Source organism: Mariniflexile sp. AS56, assembly GCF_030552475.1.
GTDB lineage: Bacteria > Bacteroidota > Bacteroidia > Flavobacteriales > Flavobacteriaceae > Mariniflexile.
Genome location: NZ_JAUPED010000002.1, coordinates 54,264 through 75,780 on the forward strand (window position 1 = coordinate 54,264; position 21,517 = coordinate 75,780).

The window sequence follows — 21,517 nt, forward strand, 5'->3', positions numbered from 1 at the left end:
TCACCAAGTTTTGTTATAACGATAAAGGTTTCTAGAAGTTTAATTTACAAAAGAAAACACTATCGCATGAGAAACTTAACTTTTATTAACCTTGTTTTTTTTGTAGCATTTTTTACTCAAATTATAAGTGCACAAGTAGTAATTGGTAAACCCAGTTTAGGTTTTAGTCAGGCTTGTGCGAATCCTTCATTCAATAGTTATAATACAACATTTACTTTTTCTCCGGAAGCGTCACTAACAGGTTCAAACCAATTCATTATAGAACTTTCAGATGCTTCAGGTAGTTTTACAACTCCAACAGTTGTATTCACGTCTGCTCAAGGTGCTGTTACAGTTTCTCCCGCAACTTTAAGTTTTTCATTACCTACCACAACTGGAGGTGAAGCTTATAAAATACGAATTAAAACAACATCACCTGCAGGGAGTAGTACACCTTCAAATGCATTTCCTGCCTATTATAAATTACAAGACACGCCATTCAGTATAAATAATTTAATAGCAACAGGTGCTTATTGTGCTGGCGGAAGTTATTTGTTAACCATCGATAATCCCGGAACAGGAGATAACGACTCTCCTTTAAAATATCCATCATTAAGCTTTAATTGGTATAAAGAAACAGGTTCAACACCTGTACTTGTAGCTGCAGGAGAAACCTTAGCTGTTAATGCTCCAGGGACTTATTTTGCCAGAACGAATTACGGTACCTGTACATCAGAATCCTACTCAAATCGGGTTACAGTAAGTGAGGCGACTTCAAGCTCTACCTCATCAATAAGTTCTAGTTTAGGGAATCCCTATTGCTCCAGTGAGGGTGCAACTACTTTAAGTGCTATTAAAGGAAATAGTTATAAATGGTATAAAGATGGAAATGAAATAGATGGAGCTACAAACCAAATGTATGTGACTAATGAAGCTGGAATGTATGCAGTAACCGTCGATTTAGGAAGTTGCACTACAGGTGCAACCATCGATCTTGAAAATAGTGGATTTACAAGCAGTATTGATGTTTCGGAATTTAATACAATTGAAACGGGTGATAGCTTAACAGCGACCGTTACCACAGATGCGGCTAACCCTACATTTGAATGGTATTTTAATGAAACGCTTATACCTAATGAAACGAGTAACAGTTATGAGGCTTCTCAAATAGGTAACTATAAAGTGGTGATTACACAAACAGAAGGTTGTGCTGCAAGTACCGAATATCGTTTTTCAATAACAGAACCTTTTCCAAGCGTGCCAAATATTCCTAATTTGATAAGTCCGAATGGCGATGGAATTAACGATACCTGGGTAATACCTCAAGAATATGTGGTGGGCACCAATACAGAAGTACTTATTTTAAGTTCTCAAGGTAAAGTGATGCTTCAAACAAACGAGTATCAGAATAATTGGCCAGAAAATCAGCTAGATTTTAAATCAGTTAATCCTGTTTATTATTATATTATTACGCCTACAAATAACAATATTCGAAAAGGCTCCATCACGGTTGTGAAATAAATGAATAAATACCTACTGCATATTATCATTTTTTTCTGTTTTGCACAGATGCTCCATTCTCAAGAGGATGGCGTTGTTGCATTATCTATACCCGTTAGAAATTCATTAAAATTCAATAAGTATGTTATAAACCCAACCTTTAGTTTTGTAAGGGAGCAGAATAAATATCTTAGTTTTTCAAATAAAAGAGAATGGGCGCAGTTTGAAAACGCACCCCAAACTTATTTGTTTGGTTATTCGGGTAGGTTATCTGAAAATACAGGAATGGGTATTGGTTTATTTCAGCAAAATTATGGCGTATTAACCACGTTTGGAGGGGTATTGAATTACGCTTACAATGTTGTTTTAGATAGAGATAGTAATTTAACCTTTGGTTTGAATTTAGGTTTTTATAAAAGCGGCATAAATGAAGCCAATGTAGTTACTAATTTTCAAGACCCATCATTGCAAAATATACCATCTCACATGGTTGCCACGATAAATCCAGGAATTAATTATGGGACAACTTTTTTCGATTTTGGTGTATCTCTAAATAATCTAGTATCTTATAATTTTAATACGTCTCAAATAATTGAAGAAAATCCGGAGCAAAGTGTACAAGCTCATATTATGTATACGGGTTTTGTCGATAGTCGTGGTTTTTTAGATAGAAGTAAGTTTTCTGGTTTGCTGCGTTCAGAATTTAAAAAAGATCAAACAGTTTTATCGGGTATCATGATGTTTACAACAACCAAAGGTATTTGGGGACAAACCGGTTATAATACGTTATATGGTTTATCGGCTGGAATAGGACTTAATATCACCAAGCAAATTGCTATCGAGTATAATTATGAGAAAGAAATGGGTGATATGGCTGCTTTTGGAAATTCACATGAAGTAACCGTAGCTTATAAATTTAATAAAAGACAGCGTTATAATTATAGTGATGATGAAGATGAGGGGGCGTTAATTTCTCCAACGAATAAATCAAGAAAATCAACATCGAAACCAAAAAAGGCAACAACTACAGAGAAAGTTGATAGAGCAGCTATTGCAGAAGCAAAAGCACAAGCTAGAGCAGAAGCTTTAGCTAAAATTGAAGCGAAAAAAGAAGCTCGACTTAAAACAATTGAAGAAGCAAAAGCGAAACAAGCAGCCATCATAGAGGCTACTGCAGAAGAAAATGCCAAAGTTGAATTAGAAGAAGAAACCAAAGCTAAAGAAGCGGAAGCCACAAGAGTTAGATTAGCTGAGGAAGCTCGAGTTCAAGAAATAGAAGCAGCTCGAGTTAAGTTAGCAGCAGAAGTTAAAGCGCAGGCCGATGAAGTTGCTAGAATTAAATTAGCAGAAGACGCTGAAGCAAAAGAAGCGGAAGCCACAAGAGTGAGATTAGCTGAAGAAGCTCGAGTTCAAGAAATAGAAGCAGCCCGAGTTAAGTTAGCTGCAGAAACCAAAGCGCAAGCAGATGAAGTTGCTAGAATTAAATTAGAAGAAGAAACCAAAGCTAAAGAAGCAGAAGCTACAAGAGTTAGATTAGCCGAGGAAGCTAGAGTTAGGGAAGTAGAAGCAGCCCGAGTTAAGTTAGCTGCAGAAACCAAAGCGCAGGCCGATGAAGTTGCTAGAATTAAATTAGAAGAGGAAACTAAAGCAAAAGAAGCGGAAGCCACAAGAGTGAGTTTAGCTGAAGAAGCTAGAGTTAGAGAAGTAGAAGCAGCGCAAGCCGATGAAGTTGCTAGAATTAAATTAGAAGAAGAAACCAAAGCTAAAGAAGCAGAAGCTACAAGAGTGAGATTAGCCGAGGAAGCGCGAGTTCAAGAAATAGAAGCAGCCCGAGTTAAGTTAGCAGCAGAAGTTAAAGCGCAGGCCGATGAAGTTGCTAGAATTAAATTAGAAGAAGAAACCAAAGCTAAAGAAGCGGAAGCCACAAGAGTTAGATTAGCCGAGGAAGCTCGAGTTCAAGAAATAGAAGCAGCTCGAGTTAAATTAGCAGCAGAAACCAAAGCGCAGGCAGATGAAGTTGCTAGAATTAAATTAGCAGAAGAAACCAAAGCTAAAGAAGCGGAAGCTACAAGAGTAAGGTTAGCCGAGGAAGCGCGAGTTCAAGAAGTAGAGGCAGCGCGAGTTAAGTTAGCTGCAGAAACCAAAGCGCAGGCAGATGAAGTTGCTAGAATTAAATTAGCAGAAGAAACTAAAGCAAAAGAAGCGGAAGCTACAAGAGTGAGATTAGCCGAGGAAGCTAGAGTTAGGGAAGTAGAAGCGGCCCGAGTTAAGTTAGCTGAAGAAGCTAAAGCGCAGGCAGATGAAGTTGCCAGAATTAAATTAGAAGAAGAAACTAAAGCAAAAGCAGCTGAAGCTACAAGAGTAAGGTTAGCTGAAGAAGCTAGGATTAAAGAAATAGAAGCAAACAGAGCAAATGAAGTTCCAAAAGATGCTACAACCATTTCTATGGAAACTATAACCAAATCTGCGACAGACTCTAAAGCGATACAAGAAGATTTGATAATCAAATTAAATGAAACGGTAGCTAATAGAGAAAAAGACCTTAAAGATTTAAAAGAGGAAAACGATTTAAGCGAACAAGGTATTTATTCGGCACCTAAGCCATTTAAAAGTGTATCGGCTGAAAATGCTGCTTTGGAGTCTTTAAAAGTTCAAATAGATGAGGTTATTACTTCTCAGGATTTAAAAATTAAAGAATTAGAAGCTCTTTATAATGAAAGGCTTAAAAAAGTTCCGAATACTGAAGATGCTGTGAATATGATTTATTTAAATGAAATTTTAATACTGAAAGAAGCACAAGCAAAAGCAAAACGCTCTAAAGCAACTTTAGTATCAGAATTAGAAAGCATCAAAATAGCGACTGAAATCGAGCGTAAACGACGCATAAAACGTGCTGCTTATGATAATGAGGATGATACCTATAACAAAGATAGAGCAAGCTTAAATCGCATAAAACAAACTACAGAAGTTAGTGCTGTTCCGCTTAAGGAATCAGACTTCGATTTTGGTGAAGCCCAGGGCGATAATATTAAAATAATGAAAGATGTTAAAAATATAGAAAGTGGCTATTATTTAGTGATTGCTGTACATAATGATGTTGCTAAAAGAGACGCGTTTTTAACCAAAGCGGTAGCTTCTGGGCAACAAAACATTAACTTCTTTTACGATGTAGCTACAAGTAGCTATTATATTTATTATGAGAAATTTGATGGTCTTGAGTCTGCCAGAAATGCTATGCAATCTAAAGGTAGCACACCGTATAATGGGAACATGTCTATGGTTAAGATAGAGAATTAGTTCTTCGTATTTTAATTATAATAATGAATACAACCCACTAATTATTAGTGGGTTATTGTTGATTGGATTTGAAGCGTCACTTTTTCAATAATACAGCCTTATCAAATTTCTATGGATTGACAGAACATGTTTTAGATGTAAAAGGCTACAAATTATTTCATTAATTTAGCCTAAAGTATTATTTCATCGATAAAAGACTTGATTTGTAGCTTTAATTTATCATTCTTCCAAAATAATTTCCGATATTTATACCGTTTAAAAACAATTATTTAAGGTTAAATATTTTTAGCGTAAGAATATAGTTATCTTTATGTGATTGTGATTACAGTTTCTTTTTTTGCCCAAGAAAAGAAGTCCTAAATTGAATCTACTATGAAAAAAACTACTTTTACTAATAAATTACTTATCGTTTTAGTGTCTTTATTGTGCTTTGGTAGTATGATGGCGCAAAACCTTGTTCCCTTTAGTCCGAGATATGATAGAGCCATAAAAGGGGATGTCCTTTTGATTGGGAACAGTAATGTTGGTTTACATGTTACAGATCCTTATAATGGCAACAATACAAATGATAGAGAAAATGCTGCTGTTTTTGTTGATATTGATTCCGATCCAAGTACATTTAACTCCAGTACAGCAGATTTAGATGTACCCAACGATGTTAGTTGTTATAAAATAGTATATGCAGGTTTGTATTGGAGTGCTGTTGTTAATGGTTCTACTCCCATAAATACCATTAAATTTAGAGTTCCAGGCTCCTCATATGTAGATATTACAGGAACTCAAATTTATTTTCAAAATGCTTCAAATAATAATAATTCAAATACTTATGCCTTTTATCAAGATGTAACGAGTTTAGTTACAGCTTTACCAGATCCAGAAGGAACCTATGGCGTCGCTAATATATCATCGTTAGTAGGGCCTAAACCAAATTCAGAAGGACTTTCTGCAGGTTGGTCACTTTTTGTAGTTTATGAAGATCCGCTTTTACCAAGTAAGTACATTACTTCTTTTGATGGTTTTACAAAAATAACGAGTAGTATTAATGAAACATTTCCGGTTTCAGGATTTAAAACGATACCTGTAGGACCTGTTCGTGCTAAATTTGCATTTAGTACTATTGAAGGGGATCGTGGGTATTCGGGTGATTATTTAGAACTTAATGGAACAGCAATTAGTGCGACAAATAATGCTGGTACTGTAATTCGTCCAGCAAACAACTTTTTTAATAGTACGGTTTCTTATATCGACCCACTAACAAACGCACCAGAACTTTTTACAACACGAACCCCAGATGGTTCAAATACCTTAGGGTTTGATGCTGGTATTATAAATATACCGAATGCAGGAAACACTTTAATTGCAAATGGTGCAACTTCAGCAACCGTGAGTTTGGGAAGTAATCTGGATATTTATTACTACTATTTTAGTGCTTTTGCTATTGAAATTATTGCACCAAATATTGTATTAACCAAAATTGTTGAAGATGTATTAGGAAACAATATTGGCGGACAAATTGTCGATTTGGGAGACGAGCTCTATTATACTATTGGCCTTCAAAATACAGGGAATGATGATGCGACCGATTTGACTATCAGAGATATCCTTCCAACAAATATTGTATTTAATTATCCTTCGGATATGGGAGTATTGCCTCTAGGTGTTACTGTTCAAAGTTATAATGCCACAACTAGAGAGCTTATTTTCAGTATAGACCCGTCTATAGTTGAAGAAAACGATCCCGTTTCAGAAATTCGTTTTAAAGTAACCGTAGTTTCAACTTGTAGTTTATTAAGTGATGCTTGTTCTAATAACATTGATAATCAGGCTTATTCAACCTATAAGGGAACTATTAATCCTGATTTTACGATTTCAGATGATCCTAGTTTTAGTACCAACACAGGCTGTTTATTAACTCCAGGAGCAACCAACTTTTTAGCAGATTTAAATGATTGTACTTTTGAAGAAGAAGTGATTCTTTGTGGTGCTAGTACCGTATTAACAGCGGGTAATGGTTATGATGCTTACTCATGGTCTACAAGTGCTTCTGGAACTCCAGTAATAGGCACAACCCAGTCAATTACAGTAACAACCCCAGGCACTTATTATGTACATAATACCGCAGTGGCACCGTGTCAATCAACCGATCAAATTTTTAATGTGGTTACTTTTGGAGCTGGAGTAACAAATCCAGTTATTCCTTTTGCAGATGAGGTTGTTACCTGTCCGAATGATGGTAAACAATTACCTAATATTTTTCTTTGTGGTGCTAACGATTCTCGTTTTATTGAAACCAACATAACGGATACCTCGTCTATTATTTGGGAAAAATTAGACGAATCAAGTTGTGCAGCCGTTACAGAAGAAGATTGTGCCAATGAAAATACCGCTTGTACTTGGAATCAAGTGGCTACAGGTCCCAATTTTATGGCTGATACTTCTGGGCAATACCGACTTACTTTAAATTATACAGGAGGTTGTTTTAATCAATTTTATTTCAATGTATATGAAAATCTATTGGTGCCAACAGTAAGCTCGCGAGATATTTATTGTACAACACCAGGTGAAATATCAATTGGAGGTGTACCTAGTGGTTATGAATATAGTATTGATGGTACAAACTATCAAACAAGTAATGTGTTTTCAATAACGACACCAAATCTTTATTCAGTATATATTAGACAAATTGGTGTATCACCAAACCCATGTATTTTTACAGTACCAGATGTTCAAATAAGACTGCGAAACTTTACTGTAACTTCTGCCATAACTCAACCGTATTGTAATGGTGAAAAAGGCAGTGTGAAGTTGGCCGCTAATAATGTGCGTCCACAGTATTTCTATGCCATTTATGACGGTGCAACCTTAATAAATAGTGTCGGTCCTATAAATGATAGTGATTACACATTTGCAAACTTAAACCCAGGAAGCTATATAGCCACCGTATCAACCGAAGATGGTTGTACAGAAACTGTAGCTATTGAAATAATAAACCCACCATTATTAACAGCGACTTCAGCATTAACAAAACCATTAACATGTACCGATGGTGAGATTACCGTGTATCCAGTAGGAGGGACACCGCCTTATTACTATTTTGTAAATAGTACCACTGTTTTTCAAAGTACACCCGTAATTACAGTACCAACGGCTGGGGTTTACGATATTACTGTTGTAGATTCTAATAACTGTTCTGCTGAAACATCTATTACGGTGAGTGCTACACCAGCACCCGATTTTACAGTTAATAAAACAGATATTTTATGTTCTGATGCTGGTGATACAGGAGTTATTACGGTGAACGTTACAAATACGAATGGAAACAGTTTAATGTATAGTATTGATAATGGCGTAACCTTCTTTAATTCAGCGACCTTTACAGGATTGGCTGCAGGAAGTTATGATGTCGTTGTGCAATATACTGCAGGAACCGATGCTTGTGTATCAACCCCGCAACCAATAACGATTACTACGGCAACGGCTATTGATGCTACCGCGACATTAAGCACACCATATACATGTACCACAAACGGTGTTATTACCGTATCGGGTGTTACAGGAGGTGCTTCACCATATACGTATAGTATTGATGGTGTGAATTTCCAAACTGGTTTAACTTTTTCTGGTCTTGTAAATGGAACTTATACGGTAACCATAAGAGATGCGAGTGATTGTACCTTTACAGCAATACCTGTAACGATAGACCCGTTAAACCCTCCAACAGATTTAAGTTTTAGTAACACGCCTATTAGTTGTCCGTCAATCACTTCTAGTGTAACGGTTACCGCGACTGGTGGTGTTGGAACTTTAGAATATCAAATTATTACCCCAACGGGATCTGCAACAGCATACCAAACGTCAAATACTTTTGCAGGCTTAACACCAAATACTTATACCTTTAGAGTACGAGATGCAAACGACTGTGTTTATACAGAATCGTATACAATAGCGCCTTTAGTACCAATCACATTAAATACCGTTTTAACTAAAGATTTAGACTGTACGGCTTCACCAGATGCTATAATAACAGGGACATTCTCAGGAGGAGTTGCTCCATTTACTTATGCAGTATCTGTAAATGGCGGTACGTATAGTTCATTAGGAACAACACCTTCACCTTTTAACTATACAACACCAACCAATGGTACTTACCAGTTTCAAGTAACCGATGTGAATGGTTGTACTGCGGAATCGAGTGTACAGACCGTCAATGCGATTTCGTTACCCAATATTATTTCTGTAGTACAAACACAGCAAATTTTATGTAACGGTGATAGTTCAGCAGCAATTGATATAACGATAGATAATACTGTAGGTACGCCAGCCTTTACCATTAATGTAAATAATGATACCACAGGAACAAATTATGGTACACAAACATCTAGTTTACCAGCCGGAACTTATACTATAACTTTAACCGATTCAAAATCGTGTATAGATACTGAAACGATTGTTATTGGAGAACCAACACCTATTAATGTAGTTCACCATGCAGTCGATATTAGTTGTGACCCTATTTTTGGAGTTTCAAAAGGATCTGTTATTGTCGATGCTGTTTCAGGAGGAACTGCTCCTTATAATTATTTTGTTACAGGAACTAATGGGTATTCAGATTTAGAACTTAATTCATCAGGTTCAACTTCTGTAACTTTTGATGTCGTTGATTTCGGATTGTATCAAATAAACGTCGTGGATGCTAATGGCTGTTCAATTTTAATTCAGGATGTTTTAGTTGCGTCTCCCCCAAATAATTTAGATATCAATATCGATACTACTGCAGATTGTATTACTGGCGGGCAAGCAGAAATTAGTGTAGGTACCGCGTTATCGAGTGCTGGTCCTTTCTTCTTTAGTATTTATAATGGTACTACTTCTGTATATCCAAATCCACCAGGAACTTGGTTTCCAGAAGATGGTTTGGGTAGCAAAAAAACAACTTTTACAGGCTTGGTTCCAGGAGTTACTTATACATTTATTGTTTATGATGATGCTACAAATTGTAGTTATTATGAAACGGCTACTACAGCAATCCCAACAAATTCAACATTAACTACAAGTGCATTAACCTCTAATAATATCACCTGTGTTGGAAGTGACGACGGAAATGTGTCTTTTTCAATTAACAGCATATATGGTGTTCCAACAACAGTAAGTTATGAAGTTTGGGATTCTCTAGCTACAACACCAACGGGAGTTATTGGAACTGGCGTGGTACCAGCAGGAGGTTCTTTAGCTATAACCGATTTTGGAGCCTTACCATTTGGAACTTATTTTGTTTTAGTAACGGAAACTGTAGGGCCTAATGCAGGATGTAGTGTGGTAACAGATACTTTTAATATTACAGAATCTGCCATCGATTTAAGTATTAGTGCATCAGTTGATAAAAATGCCAATTGTAATACCAATTCAGGTGTAATAAGTGCCATCGCAAGAGATGGAACAGCGCCTTATTTATATCAATTAACCACATCGGCGACACCGCCTTTAGCAACCGATCTGGCTTGGTCATCTGCAACAACCTTCAATCGAGATGCAGGTAGTTATTATGTGCATGTTATAGATGCATATGGTTGTATCAAATCGACAGCCGTAGTTGTTTTGGCTTCAGATCCTTTACCAGTAATTTCAGCAACCTTAAATAATCAATGTACAGCAATTGAAGGTAGTTATGTTATAGATGTGACATTAACAACAGCAGGTATTGCACCTTATGCGTATAGTATTGATGGTGGCGCTTTTCAAACTAAAACAGCACCATTTAGTATATCAAATTTAGCCTCTGGAAGTCATACTGTTGAGGTTAGAGATGCCAATGGATGTGGTAATTTAGTAACTGTAGATGTTGTTGCTCCTTTAAGTTTAGCACCAGCGGTTACGGCCTTACCAACATGTAATGATAATGATGGCGAATTAACCATAACAGGTTCTGGTGGTACAGGTGTTTATACATATAGCATGAGTCCTGCAGCAGGAACCGTTAGTGGAAATATGATTTCAGGATTACCTTCTGGAACATATACCGTCACCATAACAGATGTAACTACATTGTGTACTGCAGATGTTTCAGTGTTTTTACCTTCAGCAAATTTACCAACAGTCACTTTAGGAGCGCCTACTCAGGTTACTTGTTTTGGAGATTCTAATGGAACTTTTGAAGTGAGTGTAAACGGTTATTCTGGTGCTTATTCTTTTGAAGTTTTTAATAGTTCAGGAACTTCTGTAAACGGCGTTGTTTCAACAAATACGACTACAAATCCATTCGTAGTAACAGGAATTGCAGCAGGGAATTATACCGTAGTAATTACAGAAACTGCGAGCCCGTTTTGTTCAGCAACTTCAAATGTTATAACTATTGCGTCACCTATAAACCCACTAACAGTAGCGGTTTCGGAAACTTCGAATGTAACTTGTGATGATGATAAAGGAACTATTACAGCTATGGCAAATGGAGGTTATGGAACTTATGAATATGAATTAACAGGAGCCGCTACCGTAGCGTATTCCTCGAATGGTACTTTTAGAAATTTATCAGCAGGAACGTATACCGTGAATGCTAGAGATGCAGGCGGATGTATTGTTTCAAATACGGTAACGCTAACCGTTCCCGCACCAATAAATGCAACAGTAACCGCAAGTACCACAACTTTATCTTGTTTTGGAGATAGAAATGCCACTATTACTGCTAGTGCCGTAACGGGTGGTCAAGGTAGTAATTATAGTTTTACACTACATATGGTCGCAGCAACTGTAACAGCGTCTGGTCCGCAAAGTAGCCCCGTATTTAGTGGGCTAGGAGTAGGGACTTATTATGTAGTTGTTACCGATGGTTATAACTGTCAGTTTACATCCCCAAATATTGTAATAACCGAACCAACACAAGTACAGACCACTTTAGCTAAAGAAACGTCTCAAACGTGTTTAACCAATTCAACATTAAGATTACGTGCCACAGGAGGTACTGGCCCTTATACTTACAGTGATACCGCAAATTTCGCAACCGTTCTTGGAACTTTTGCTTCACAGTCTGTACCAATTTCTGTAACACCAGGAACTTATATGTATTATGTTCGAGATACCAATGGTTGTGTTGCGAACGTATCAAATCAAGTGAAAATAGATCCGCTACCAACTTTAGTTGTTAATTTAGATGCTACTAATGCTACTATTAATTGTGCTGGCGATACAACGGGTGTTATTGTAGCAAAAGCACAAGGAGGTTTAGGTAGTTATGTGTATACCTTGCAAGATGGTTCTGGAACAAATATTCCGGGAGCTACTCAAAACAGTCCAGGCGTTTTTACAGAACTTTCTATAGGAACCTATCAAGTACGGGTAGATAGTGGTGATTGTTTAACCACCACATCTCAAGTAACTATTACGCAACCAGCGGCGCCACTAACAGCGAATTTTGTTGCAGAAGATGTTACTTGTCCAGGAACAAATAATGGACGTTTAGAAATTACGGCTTCAGGAGGAACAGGTGTTATTAAGTATGCTATTTCACCTAGATTAGATCAATTTTTTGAAACTTCCATATTTACAAAATTAGCTCCAGGAAATTATCAAGCCATGGCTCAAGACGAATTGGGTTGTTTTGTTATTTATGATTTCATAATAAACGAACCATTACCTGTAAGTCTTAGTATTGTAGCAAACTCTTTAATTCCAGAAGTGTGTGAAGGTGATATGAATGGTGAGTTTAGTATCGATATTTCTGGAGGAAACATGCCTTACAGTGTCGTTTTAGACGATATTAACGGAACTTATATAACAGGAACAGCAACACAAACCCAATTCGATTTTACAAATTTAGCGGGTGGTGATCATATTGTTTATGTTCGTGATGATCTTGGTTGTGAAACCGAATGGAATATAACGTTTCCAGAATCGGTTACAATTAACCCTGAAGTTACCGTGGAATTTGGTTGTACCAATAACATATCTACCAATTTAGTTACCGTTACTGTAGATGCCAGTATAACTAATCTTGCAGATTTAGATTATTCATTAGACGGTGGAACCTACCAAGCAAGCAACGAATTTGTAAACGTTCCAGCTGGTTTAGGACACTATATAGATGTAAGACATACCAATGGATGTATTCAAAGAACAGAAGATTTTGATATCGAACAATACAATCAATTAGCTTTAGTTTTAGAAAATGGCGACTTGAATGAAATTGTAGCAGTAACTACAGGTGGTTCTGGCGATTATGAGTACACCTTAAATGGCGAATCGTATGGCACGACTAATAGATTTTTAATTTATGAGTCGGGTGATTATACCGTAACAGTAACCGATAGTTTTGGTTGTTTTGCTTCTGCTACAGGCTATTTTGAGTTTGTAGATCTATGTATTCCTAACTACTTCACACCAAATAGTGATGGTGTTTTAGATACTTGGGGACCTGGATGTGCATCGCAATACAGAGACATGACCTTTAATATCTTTGATAGATACGGACGTAAAGTAGCTACTTTAGGTGTGAATGATAAATGGGATGGAAAATACCATGGTATCGAATTGCCAACAGGTGATTATTGGTATGTTGTTAAACTGAATGATAAAAAGTACGATCGTGAGTTTGTTGGACATTTTACGTTATACAGATAAAAGATCATTAGTGGTGTTAATCACTAAATAATAAAAATAATATGCGGAAATCAATCATATATCTTCTTCTTGTAATCATAGCAAATAGCTATGGTCAAGAGCTTAATTTGCCTGTTTTTACACAGTATTTAGCCGATAATCATTTTGTGATCTCGCCAACCTATGCGGGTATTGGAGATAATTTGAAGATTAGAGCAAACGGTTTAACGCAATGGGTGGGTATTAAAGATGCACCGGATAACCAATCGATTTATGCCGATTTTAGAATAGCAAGTCGCTCTGGTATTGGTATGTCTTTTTATGGCGATAGAAATGGTAACACCATTCAAACAGGGGCGAAGTTTTCTTTTGCTCACCATCTTATTTTAGACTACTATTCAAAGCAGTATTTGTCCTTCGGAATATCTTATAATATCAACCATTTTAAAATCGACATACATAATTTTGAAGCAACGTATGAGCAACCTATAATAGACCCGTTTGTTACTGATGATAGAGCGACCACCAATAGTAATTTTGATGTGGGTGCTTTGTATAGAAACAAAGGCTTCTTTGCAAGTTTCAACGCCAATAATATTCTTGAAAAGAAGGTTGATGATGACATCAGAGTATCAGAACCGAGTATGCTTTTAAACTATCAATTATATTCAGGCTACACATTTAAGGGGCCAAAAAAGAGCGGACTAGAATTTGAACCTTCTATCTATTACCAAATGTTTAGTAGTGATAAACGTTCTAGTACCGATGTTAATTTTAAGTTTAGAAAATTCGATAGAAACGAAGACTATTATTGGGCAGGTATCTCGTACCGTTATTTAAATGATCAGTTTTTAAAGCCATTAAATATAGGTCCTATGGCAGGGTTTAAGAAGAATATTTTCTATTTTGGTTATGCCTATCAAATAACGATGAATGAACTGTTTGCTTATAACTCCGGTACCCATGTTATTACTATTGGATTAGATTTTCTGCAGGGTATTAGTAACTGTCCATGTACACAAAGTCCTGTGCACGATTAATTTGTTTTTTATAAATTATACCAAAGTGATACACTATTTTTGCATTTTGAAAGACGAAACCTGTTGCGTCTTTTTTTAAGTTAAATTAGAGATCATTAATAATGGAATTAAGAAAAAAACAACGCATCGCCCTTAGTATTTATTTTTTCTTATCGGGTATTTGCTTTGCATCATGGGCGTCGCGTATTCCCACGATTAAAGATTTTTTTAATTTGAATGAAGCCGAACTAGGCACCATCCTTTTAGCAATGCCCATAAGTTCTTTAATAGGGCTTCCTATTTCTGGTTGGTTGGTATCAAAATTTGATAGTCGTGTACCACTTATCATCTCGTTTGTTTTTTTCTCCATAGCTTTAACTTGTATTGGTTTTGCTAATACACCATTTTTATTAGTATTATCGGTTTGTTTGTTTTCGTTTTCAATGCGAATTTTGAATATTTCGGTAAATACGCAATCTATCACATTACAAAAAAAGTTTGAAAAACGGGTGGTTGGTGCTTTTCATGGCTTGTGGAGTACTGGCGGATTATTAGGTGTTGCCATTTCAACGCTTATGGTGAAAACGGGTGTTTCTATTCAAATACATTTACTAAGCATTTCTATAGGTGCGCTAATAGTTGCTTTGATAACTTATCAGTTTACCATTAAAGGTGATATCTCAACCTCAGGAAACAAACTTATAATGGGAAAACCAGACCCGTTTATTTTGTACTTGGGTATTTTAATATTTCTTGGTGCAATCTGCGAAGGTGGCATGTTCGATTGGAGTGGGGTATACTTTAAAGATGTTGTAAACGAAGAAGTGTTCACCTATGGTTACCTTATGTTTATGACGACTATGGCGCTCTCAAGGTTTTTTTGTGATCGTTTAGTTGGCACTTTCGGCTTGCAAAAAATGTATATTCTTAGTTCTGTTTTTATCGCTTCGGGAATTGCAATCGCAGTGGCATTTCCATTTTTTTGGTCGGCACTATTCGGTTTCTGTCTTGTAGGTTTTGGTACGGCAGCTATTTTTCCTGTAACCATATCGTTAGCAGGAACCTCCAAAAAGTATTCACCAGGCATGGCTATTTCTATAATAACCACATACGGTATTGTGGGTATGCTTATCGGGCCACCGTTAATAGGTTATTTAGCACAGGCATTCAACTTGAAAAATGCGTTTATTATTTTTATAATTCTCGGGTTGATGTTTATTCCCGTATCACGTTCCTTTTTTAAGTTTCAATCTAAGAATAATTTATAGTTATTGCTTTTCAATAATTTCAACTTCAAATAATTTGTCCCAACGTTTTCCTGTAACAAAAATAGTTTTGGTATCGGGGTTGTAAGCAATACCATTTAAAACATCTAATCCAGGATGTTGTGTTACTAATTTTTTTAATGGAGAAAAATCAATCACACCAATTACAGCACCGTTTTTAGGGTTAATTAAAGCAACACCGTCTTTTTGATAACGGTTTGCATAAATGACGCCGTTTATCCATTCCATTTCGTTAATCTCAACAATTTTACCTTTGTTGGTATAAACTTGAATATGGTCTTCTTCAACCAAAGTTTCAGGGTTTAAAATCCAAATGTTTTCGGAACCATCGCTTTTATAAAGTTTTTTAGAATCGTTGCAAATGCCCCAGCCTTCTTTACTACTTCCGTATTTAAAACTATTTAGTTTTTCAAAGGTATTCACATCATATATAAAACCCGTACCTGCTTGCCATGTAAGTTGGTACACTTTATCATTAAGTACAGTTAGACCTTCACCAAAATAAGCATCGGCTAAATTGACGTTTTTTACAATTTCACCTGTTTTGTAATCAACCTGTCTTAATTTAGATTCTTTACGTTGGCCCGTGCTTTCATATAAATTTCCTTTATAAAACTCAAGTCCTTGTGTGTACGATGTGATATCATGAGGATATTCGTTTATAATATTATAGGTATACACTTTAGGGCCTTCACTATTTAAAATAGTAATGGTTGAGGTTGCTATATGTTTTTCATTGTTAAAATAAACTGTAGCTTCGATGGTATGTTTTCCTAATTTGAAACTTTCTAATGGAGATGTTTCATTAATTTTTTTTTCGTTTAAGGTATAGCTAACAGAGTCTATTTTATGACTTTTTTTGTTTTCTAAAGAGAGGTTTAGGGTCTCATTATTTGAAATATCGCCTTTTAAAGCATTCGTTTTTATACTGAAATCACTTTTATTTTGCCCTGTATTGGATCCACAAGAAATAATTAAGGCGCTTAACGAAATGATTAATAAGTGTTTAAATGTATTCATCTGAAAATTTAAATTTAAAGCAAGATATTTATTTAAAATCAGTTTAAAAAATCATTGTGTAAATTTTAAAAGATTGTATCTTTGCAGCGGCAAGTCCTACACAACCAGCTCCTGTTGAATCCTCCAGGGCGGGAACGCAGCAAAGGTAAATGGTCGTAGCGGTGTGATGTAGGTAGCTTGCCATTTTTTGTTTTTTCTACTGTACGAAAAAAATGGTATCAATTTCACTTCAAAAGTTTTAGTTTTCTGCCCAAATTGTCAAATGCATTGTTAATTTTACATTATCAATAATCAATTATAATACATGTCTAAAGTTGTTTTAATTACAGGAGGCTCTTCTGGTATAGGTAAATCGGTTGGTGAATATCTTACTTCAAACGGATTTATAGTATATGGTACGAGTAGAAACCCAGAAAATTATAAAGAAAGCAAATTTCCTATTTTAGAGCTAGATGTTAAAAATGTGGAAACCATTCAACAAACGGTTAAAACTATTATTGATAAAGAGGGTAGGTTAGACGTGGTTGTGAATAATGCCGGTGCAGGCATTACAGGTGCGATTGAGGAAATACCTGATGCGGAGATTAAAGCCAATTTTGATACTAATTTTTTCGGACCCATTAGCGTAATAAAAGCGGTATTGCCACAAATGCGTAAGCAACAGGCAGGTTTGATTATTAATATCACATCGATTGCTGGGTATATGGGGTTACCATACCGAGGTGTTTACAGTGCTAGTAAGGGTGCTTTGGAGTTGCTTACAGAGTCTTTTAGAATGGAATTAAAGGATTTTAATATAAAAATGACCAACATTGCTCCGGGCGATTTTGCAACGAATATAGCAGCTGGTAGATACCATGCGCCACTTTTAGAAAATTCACCTTACAAAAAACCGTACGGTGATACTTTAAATTTAATGAACACGCATGTTGATAATGGTAGCGACCCTAATATGATGGCGCATGCCGTTTTAAAGGTTATAAACACTAAAAACCCAAAAGCACATTATAAAGTAGGGGAGTTTATGCAGAAATTTTCTATTGTTTTAAAGCGTATTTTACCTGATAAGGTTTATGAGAAAATGCTATTGAAACACTATAAATTATAGGTTACTTTCTATTAATAGCTCCTAAAAGTTGTTCTTCAAAACCTCCTGAAAAAATATTAGTGTTGCTGTACACTATTTTTTGATGCTTATCTATAACAATGGTTTTCGTCATTGGTTGAATAGCTAAAGTTTCTTTAGATTCTTGTGGGTTTTTAAACTGATATTCATCTTTAAACTTGAACCTGTTTTCTTTTAAAGAAGTCTTTGGTCTGTCCGATCCAAAATCGTCAATATTAATAACAATAAATCGCACTTCAGGGTATTTTACCTTTAGTTCGTTAAGTTTATAATGGCTTTCCTTAAAGTGATTGTAATAGGTGTTAGACCAGAAGGATATAACCGTTGGTGTTTTAATTAATGAGTTAATGTCGAATTCAGCATTACTGTAATCAACAATTTTAATATTTGGGAAACTAGACCCTTCTTTTAAGTTATTTATAGATACTGCCAAACGTTTTATCTCGGCTTTTGCAACATCATCAGTACTTTTACTTAAGTAAGATTCTATAATGGTATTGTTATTTTCAGTATCTATACTTTTTGATAGATAGGTTGTCGTAAAATAATAAAGGAGTTCATTTTTGATAGTTTTATTGGTAATTAAGCTATCTATAAGCTTTAGTCTATCTAGGTTGTAACAAGAAGAACTTCTCTTAAAATCATCGTCTGTGCTATGATTTAAATGGTTTTTAAGCGCTAAATTATTAACAGTATATCTTAAAAATGTATTGTAATGATGGTGTTCCTTATAAAAGTCGTCGTTATAATTAATCGATTTTCTGTAATCGTAAAAATTACTAGGAAGTGATTTTAGAATTTCAGTTTTATTGTGTCCAAAATGCACAAAAGGGTAGACTTCTTTACTAGAATAATAGCTGTAATCTATATTGGCTTGTGCTATTTTCTCGAAAAGTGGCGATTGTTTATATTTGGTTTGAAAGGTTTTTAACTTGTTTAATTTAAAGGCTTTTAAAGAGTCTACTCTGTTTTCGTAAACATGAGGTTTTAATTGACAGAATTTAAAAATCTTTTGTTCCTGAATTTCATTTTCTAGAAACTCATTAATTAAATAGTTGTTTTTTTTATCGCCTTTTCCCGTAAAAACTAAAGACTCATCAAACTCTAGTGTGTTCAACCTTAAAAGCAAACTATCTTCAGGTTCCAATAAAATCATTTGTATTTCACCACCATGGTAAAAGGTATATAAGCCATCTTTCAGGTTATTCACTTTATAAAGAAACCTGTTTTTTTTATCTAAATGAATGGTATCGATCACCACATCAGCTTTAGATAAAATAATAAAATCACTATTCGGGTTCATAATTTCACCACCTAAATAAGCATAATTATCTTCTGAATTATTGCCATCCTTTTTGCAATTAAACAGAGTTAAAATAATTAATAGACTTAAATAGTGTAATTTCATATGAAAAATATTCATTTGTCTTTATTCAGAATTCGTATCATTTCACAAATCCTTATTAAAGTGTTTCAAAAGTAAACACAATTAATAGGTACAAAAATATGTGTTGTATTTATAAACTGCTGTTAATGCGTTGTTAAATGTTACAAGTTAAACGAAGGCTTTAAATTTGGAAAGTTAAAAGTTGACGTGGTGCTGTAGGGGGAATATCCTGTAAATTGTTAATCATCAATGATTAACAATCAATTAAAAATTAAGTAACTAAGTTTCGACTTACGGTTTGAATTTTCTACTTTTGCACCAAACTTTCAAAAAAGATATATGTCAAGGAGTATATCTTATAAAAACAGAAAGTTTTTGAAGTCTCAAACAACAATTTTAAGAATATCTGAGTAAAATAAAACACCCACTATGTTATCAGTATCAAACCTTTCGGTTCAATTTGGAAAACGCATTCTTTTTGATGATGTAAATACAACGTTTAATACAGGAAATTGCTACGGAATTATTGGTGCAAATGGTGCTGGAAAATCTACCTTATTAAAGATTATTTCTGGTAAACAAGACCCAACTTCTGGAAATGTACATTTAGAAAACGGTAAGCGTATGTCTGTTTTAGAACAAGACCATAACTTATATGATGCACATACTGTTTTAGACACCATTTTAATGGGAAATAAGTCTTTGTATAAAATTAAGGCTGAAATGGATGCCCTTTATGCAGATTACTCGGATGAAAATGCAGATAGAATAGGAGAACTTCAAGTGCTTTTTGAGGAAATGAATGGTTGGAATGCTGATAGTGATGCGGCCGCCATGTTATCTAATTTAGGTATAAAAGAAGAATTTCATTATACATTAATGGGCGATTTGGATGGAAAACAAAAAGTGCGTGTGCTTTTAGCGCAAACCTTATTTGGAAACCCTGATGTGTTAATTATGGATGAGCCTACCAATGATTTGGATTACGAAACCATTTCATGGCTTGAGCACTTTTTAGCAAACTATGAAAACTGTGTGATTGTTGTATCGCATGACCGTCACTTTTTAGATGCGGTTTGTACACATATTTCAGATATCGATTTCGGAAAAATTAACCACTATTCGGGAAATTATACGTTTTGGTATGAGTCGTCTCAATTAGCAGCACGCCAACATGCACAACAAAATAAAAAGGCTGAAGAGAAGAAAAAAGAATTAGAAGAATTTATCCGTCGTTTTTCTGCTAACGTTGCAAAAAGTAAGCAAGCTACAAGTAGAAAGAAGATGATAGAAAAATTGAATATTGCTGATATTAGACGTACAAGCAGAAGATATCCAGCCATTATTTTTGAACGTGATAGAGAAGCAGGCGATCAAATTTTAAATATTCAAGGTTTAGCAGCATCTAGTAATGAAGATGGCGATGTACTTTTTAAAGACATTGATTTAAACTTAGCAAAAGGTGATAAAGTTGTTGTATTTTCAAAAGATTCTAGAGCAACAACCGCTTTTTATGAAATTTTAAATAATAAGGAAAAAGCCGATGCTGGTAGGTTTGATTGGGGGGTTACTACCACACAATCTTATTTACCTTTAGATAATAGCGAATTTTTTAATAACGATTTAACTTTAGTAGATTGGTTACGCCAATGGGCAACTACTGAAGAAGAACGCGAAGAAGTCAACATTCGTGGGTTTCTTGGTAAAATGATTTTTAGTGGTGAAGAAGCCTTAAAAAAATCGAATGTACTTTCTGGAGGTGAAAAAGTACGTTGTATGCTAAGTAGAATGATGATGGTACGTGCTAACGTTTTGATGCTAGATGAACCAACAAACCATTTAGATTTAGAGAGTATTACAGCATTTAACAACTCGCTTACCAACTTTAAAGGGACAATGTTGTTTACAACACACGATCACGAGTTTGCACAAACAGTTGCAAACAGAGTTGTAGAATTAACACCTAATGGAGTTATTGATAGATATACCACGTTTGATGAGTATATGCAAGATTCTAAAATTAAGGAGTTGCGTAAAAAAATGTATTCGGTTACAGCTTAAAAACAACTTATTTTTATAATACAAACTCTCGATTCTTATCGGGAGTTTTTTTTGTGCCAATTTTAAAAATTTAGCTATTTTATAGTTTAAGGATAAATTTAATATCTTTAGTATAAATAATATTAGAAGAGCCAAGTGTGTTTTTACTAGCTGGAGCATAACCCCTAAAAATGTAATTGGTGCAAAATATAATTTGTTATATAAAGAAGGAGAAAGTATTTATACAAGTCCAGTAATTCCTTTTGTAAATATT

The 21,517-nt window shown here is 35.1% G+C and carries 9 protein-coding genes and 1 other RNA gene; 8 read left to right on the forward strand and 2 right to left on the reverse strand.

Annotated features, from left to right (window positions below):
- Window positions 1-66 precede the first annotated feature (66 nt).
- The 5 genes from Q5N74_RS02975 (at window position 67) to Q5N74_RS02995 (ending at window position 15,652) form a co-directional block, all read left to right on the forward strand.
- The gene (locus Q5N74_RS02975) at window positions 67-1,500 is read left to right on the forward strand and encodes a gliding motility-associated C-terminal domain-containing protein (RefSeq protein ID WP_304387219.1); all 1,434 of its coding nucleotides are present in this window, start codon (window positions 67-69) and stop codon (window positions 1,498-1,500) included.
- Window positions 1,501-4,776, forward strand: coding sequence for a PorP/SprF family type IX secretion system membrane protein (locus Q5N74_RS02980; protein WP_304387220.1), 3,276 nt, complete (start codon window positions 1,501-1,503; stop codon window positions 4,774-4,776).
- Window positions 4,777-5,148: 372 nt separating this feature from the next.
- Window positions 5,149-13,386: a T9SS type B sorting domain-containing protein gene (locus tag Q5N74_RS02985; RefSeq protein ID WP_304387221.1), complete on the forward strand. Its 8,238-nt coding sequence runs from the start codon at window positions 5,149-5,151 to the stop codon at window positions 13,384-13,386.
- A gap of 41 nt (window positions 13,387-13,427) precedes the next feature.
- Entirely contained in the window at window positions 13,428-14,405 is a 978-nt protein-coding gene (locus Q5N74_RS02990) for a type IX secretion system membrane protein PorP/SprF (RefSeq protein WP_304387222.1), read from the forward strand.
- Window positions 14,406-14,506: 101 nt separating this feature from the next.
- Entirely contained in the window at window positions 14,507-15,652 is a 1,146-nt protein-coding gene (locus Q5N74_RS02995) for an MFS transporter (protein WP_304387223.1), read from the forward strand.
- On the opposite strand, the gene Q5N74_RS03000 is transcribed toward Q5N74_RS02995, so the two are convergent.
- Window positions 15,653-16,690: a glutaminyl-peptide cyclotransferase gene (locus Q5N74_RS03000; RefSeq protein ID WP_304387224.1), complete on the reverse strand. Its 1,038-nt coding sequence runs from the start codon at window positions 16,688-16,690 to the stop codon at window positions 15,653-15,655.
- An 87-nt stretch (window positions 16,691-16,777) separates the two neighbouring features.
- On the opposite strand from Q5N74_RS03000, the gene ffs reads away from it, so the two are divergent.
- Together ffs and Q5N74_RS03010 are read left to right on the forward strand one after the other, a co-directional pair.
- Window positions 16,778-16,876: signal recognition particle sRNA small type (ffs, locus tag Q5N74_RS03005), an RNA gene on the forward strand.
- Between the two features lie 118 nt (window positions 16,877-16,994).
- Complete coding sequence (locus Q5N74_RS03010; protein ID WP_304387225.1) at window positions 16,995-17,798, forward strand: SDR family oxidoreductase; 804 nt, start codon at window positions 16,995-16,997, stop codon at window positions 17,796-17,798.
- Between the two features lies 1 nt (window position 17,799).
- Here Q5N74_RS03010 and Q5N74_RS03015 read toward each other — a convergent pair whose 3' ends face one another.
- On the reverse strand, window positions 17,800-19,224 hold the full coding sequence (locus Q5N74_RS03015; protein ID WP_304387226.1) for a hypothetical protein: 1,425 nt from the start codon (window positions 19,222-19,224) through the stop codon (window positions 17,800-17,802).
- Window positions 19,225-19,632: 408 nt separating this feature from the next.
- Here Q5N74_RS03015 and Q5N74_RS03020 point away from each other — a divergent pair, with 408 nt between their 5' ends.
- The gene (locus Q5N74_RS03020; protein WP_304387227.1) at window positions 19,633-21,264 is read left to right on the forward strand and encodes an ABC-F family ATP-binding cassette domain-containing protein; all 1,632 of its coding nucleotides are present in this window, start codon (window positions 19,633-19,635) and stop codon (window positions 21,262-21,264) included.
- Window positions 21,265-21,517: the final 253 nt, after the last annotated feature.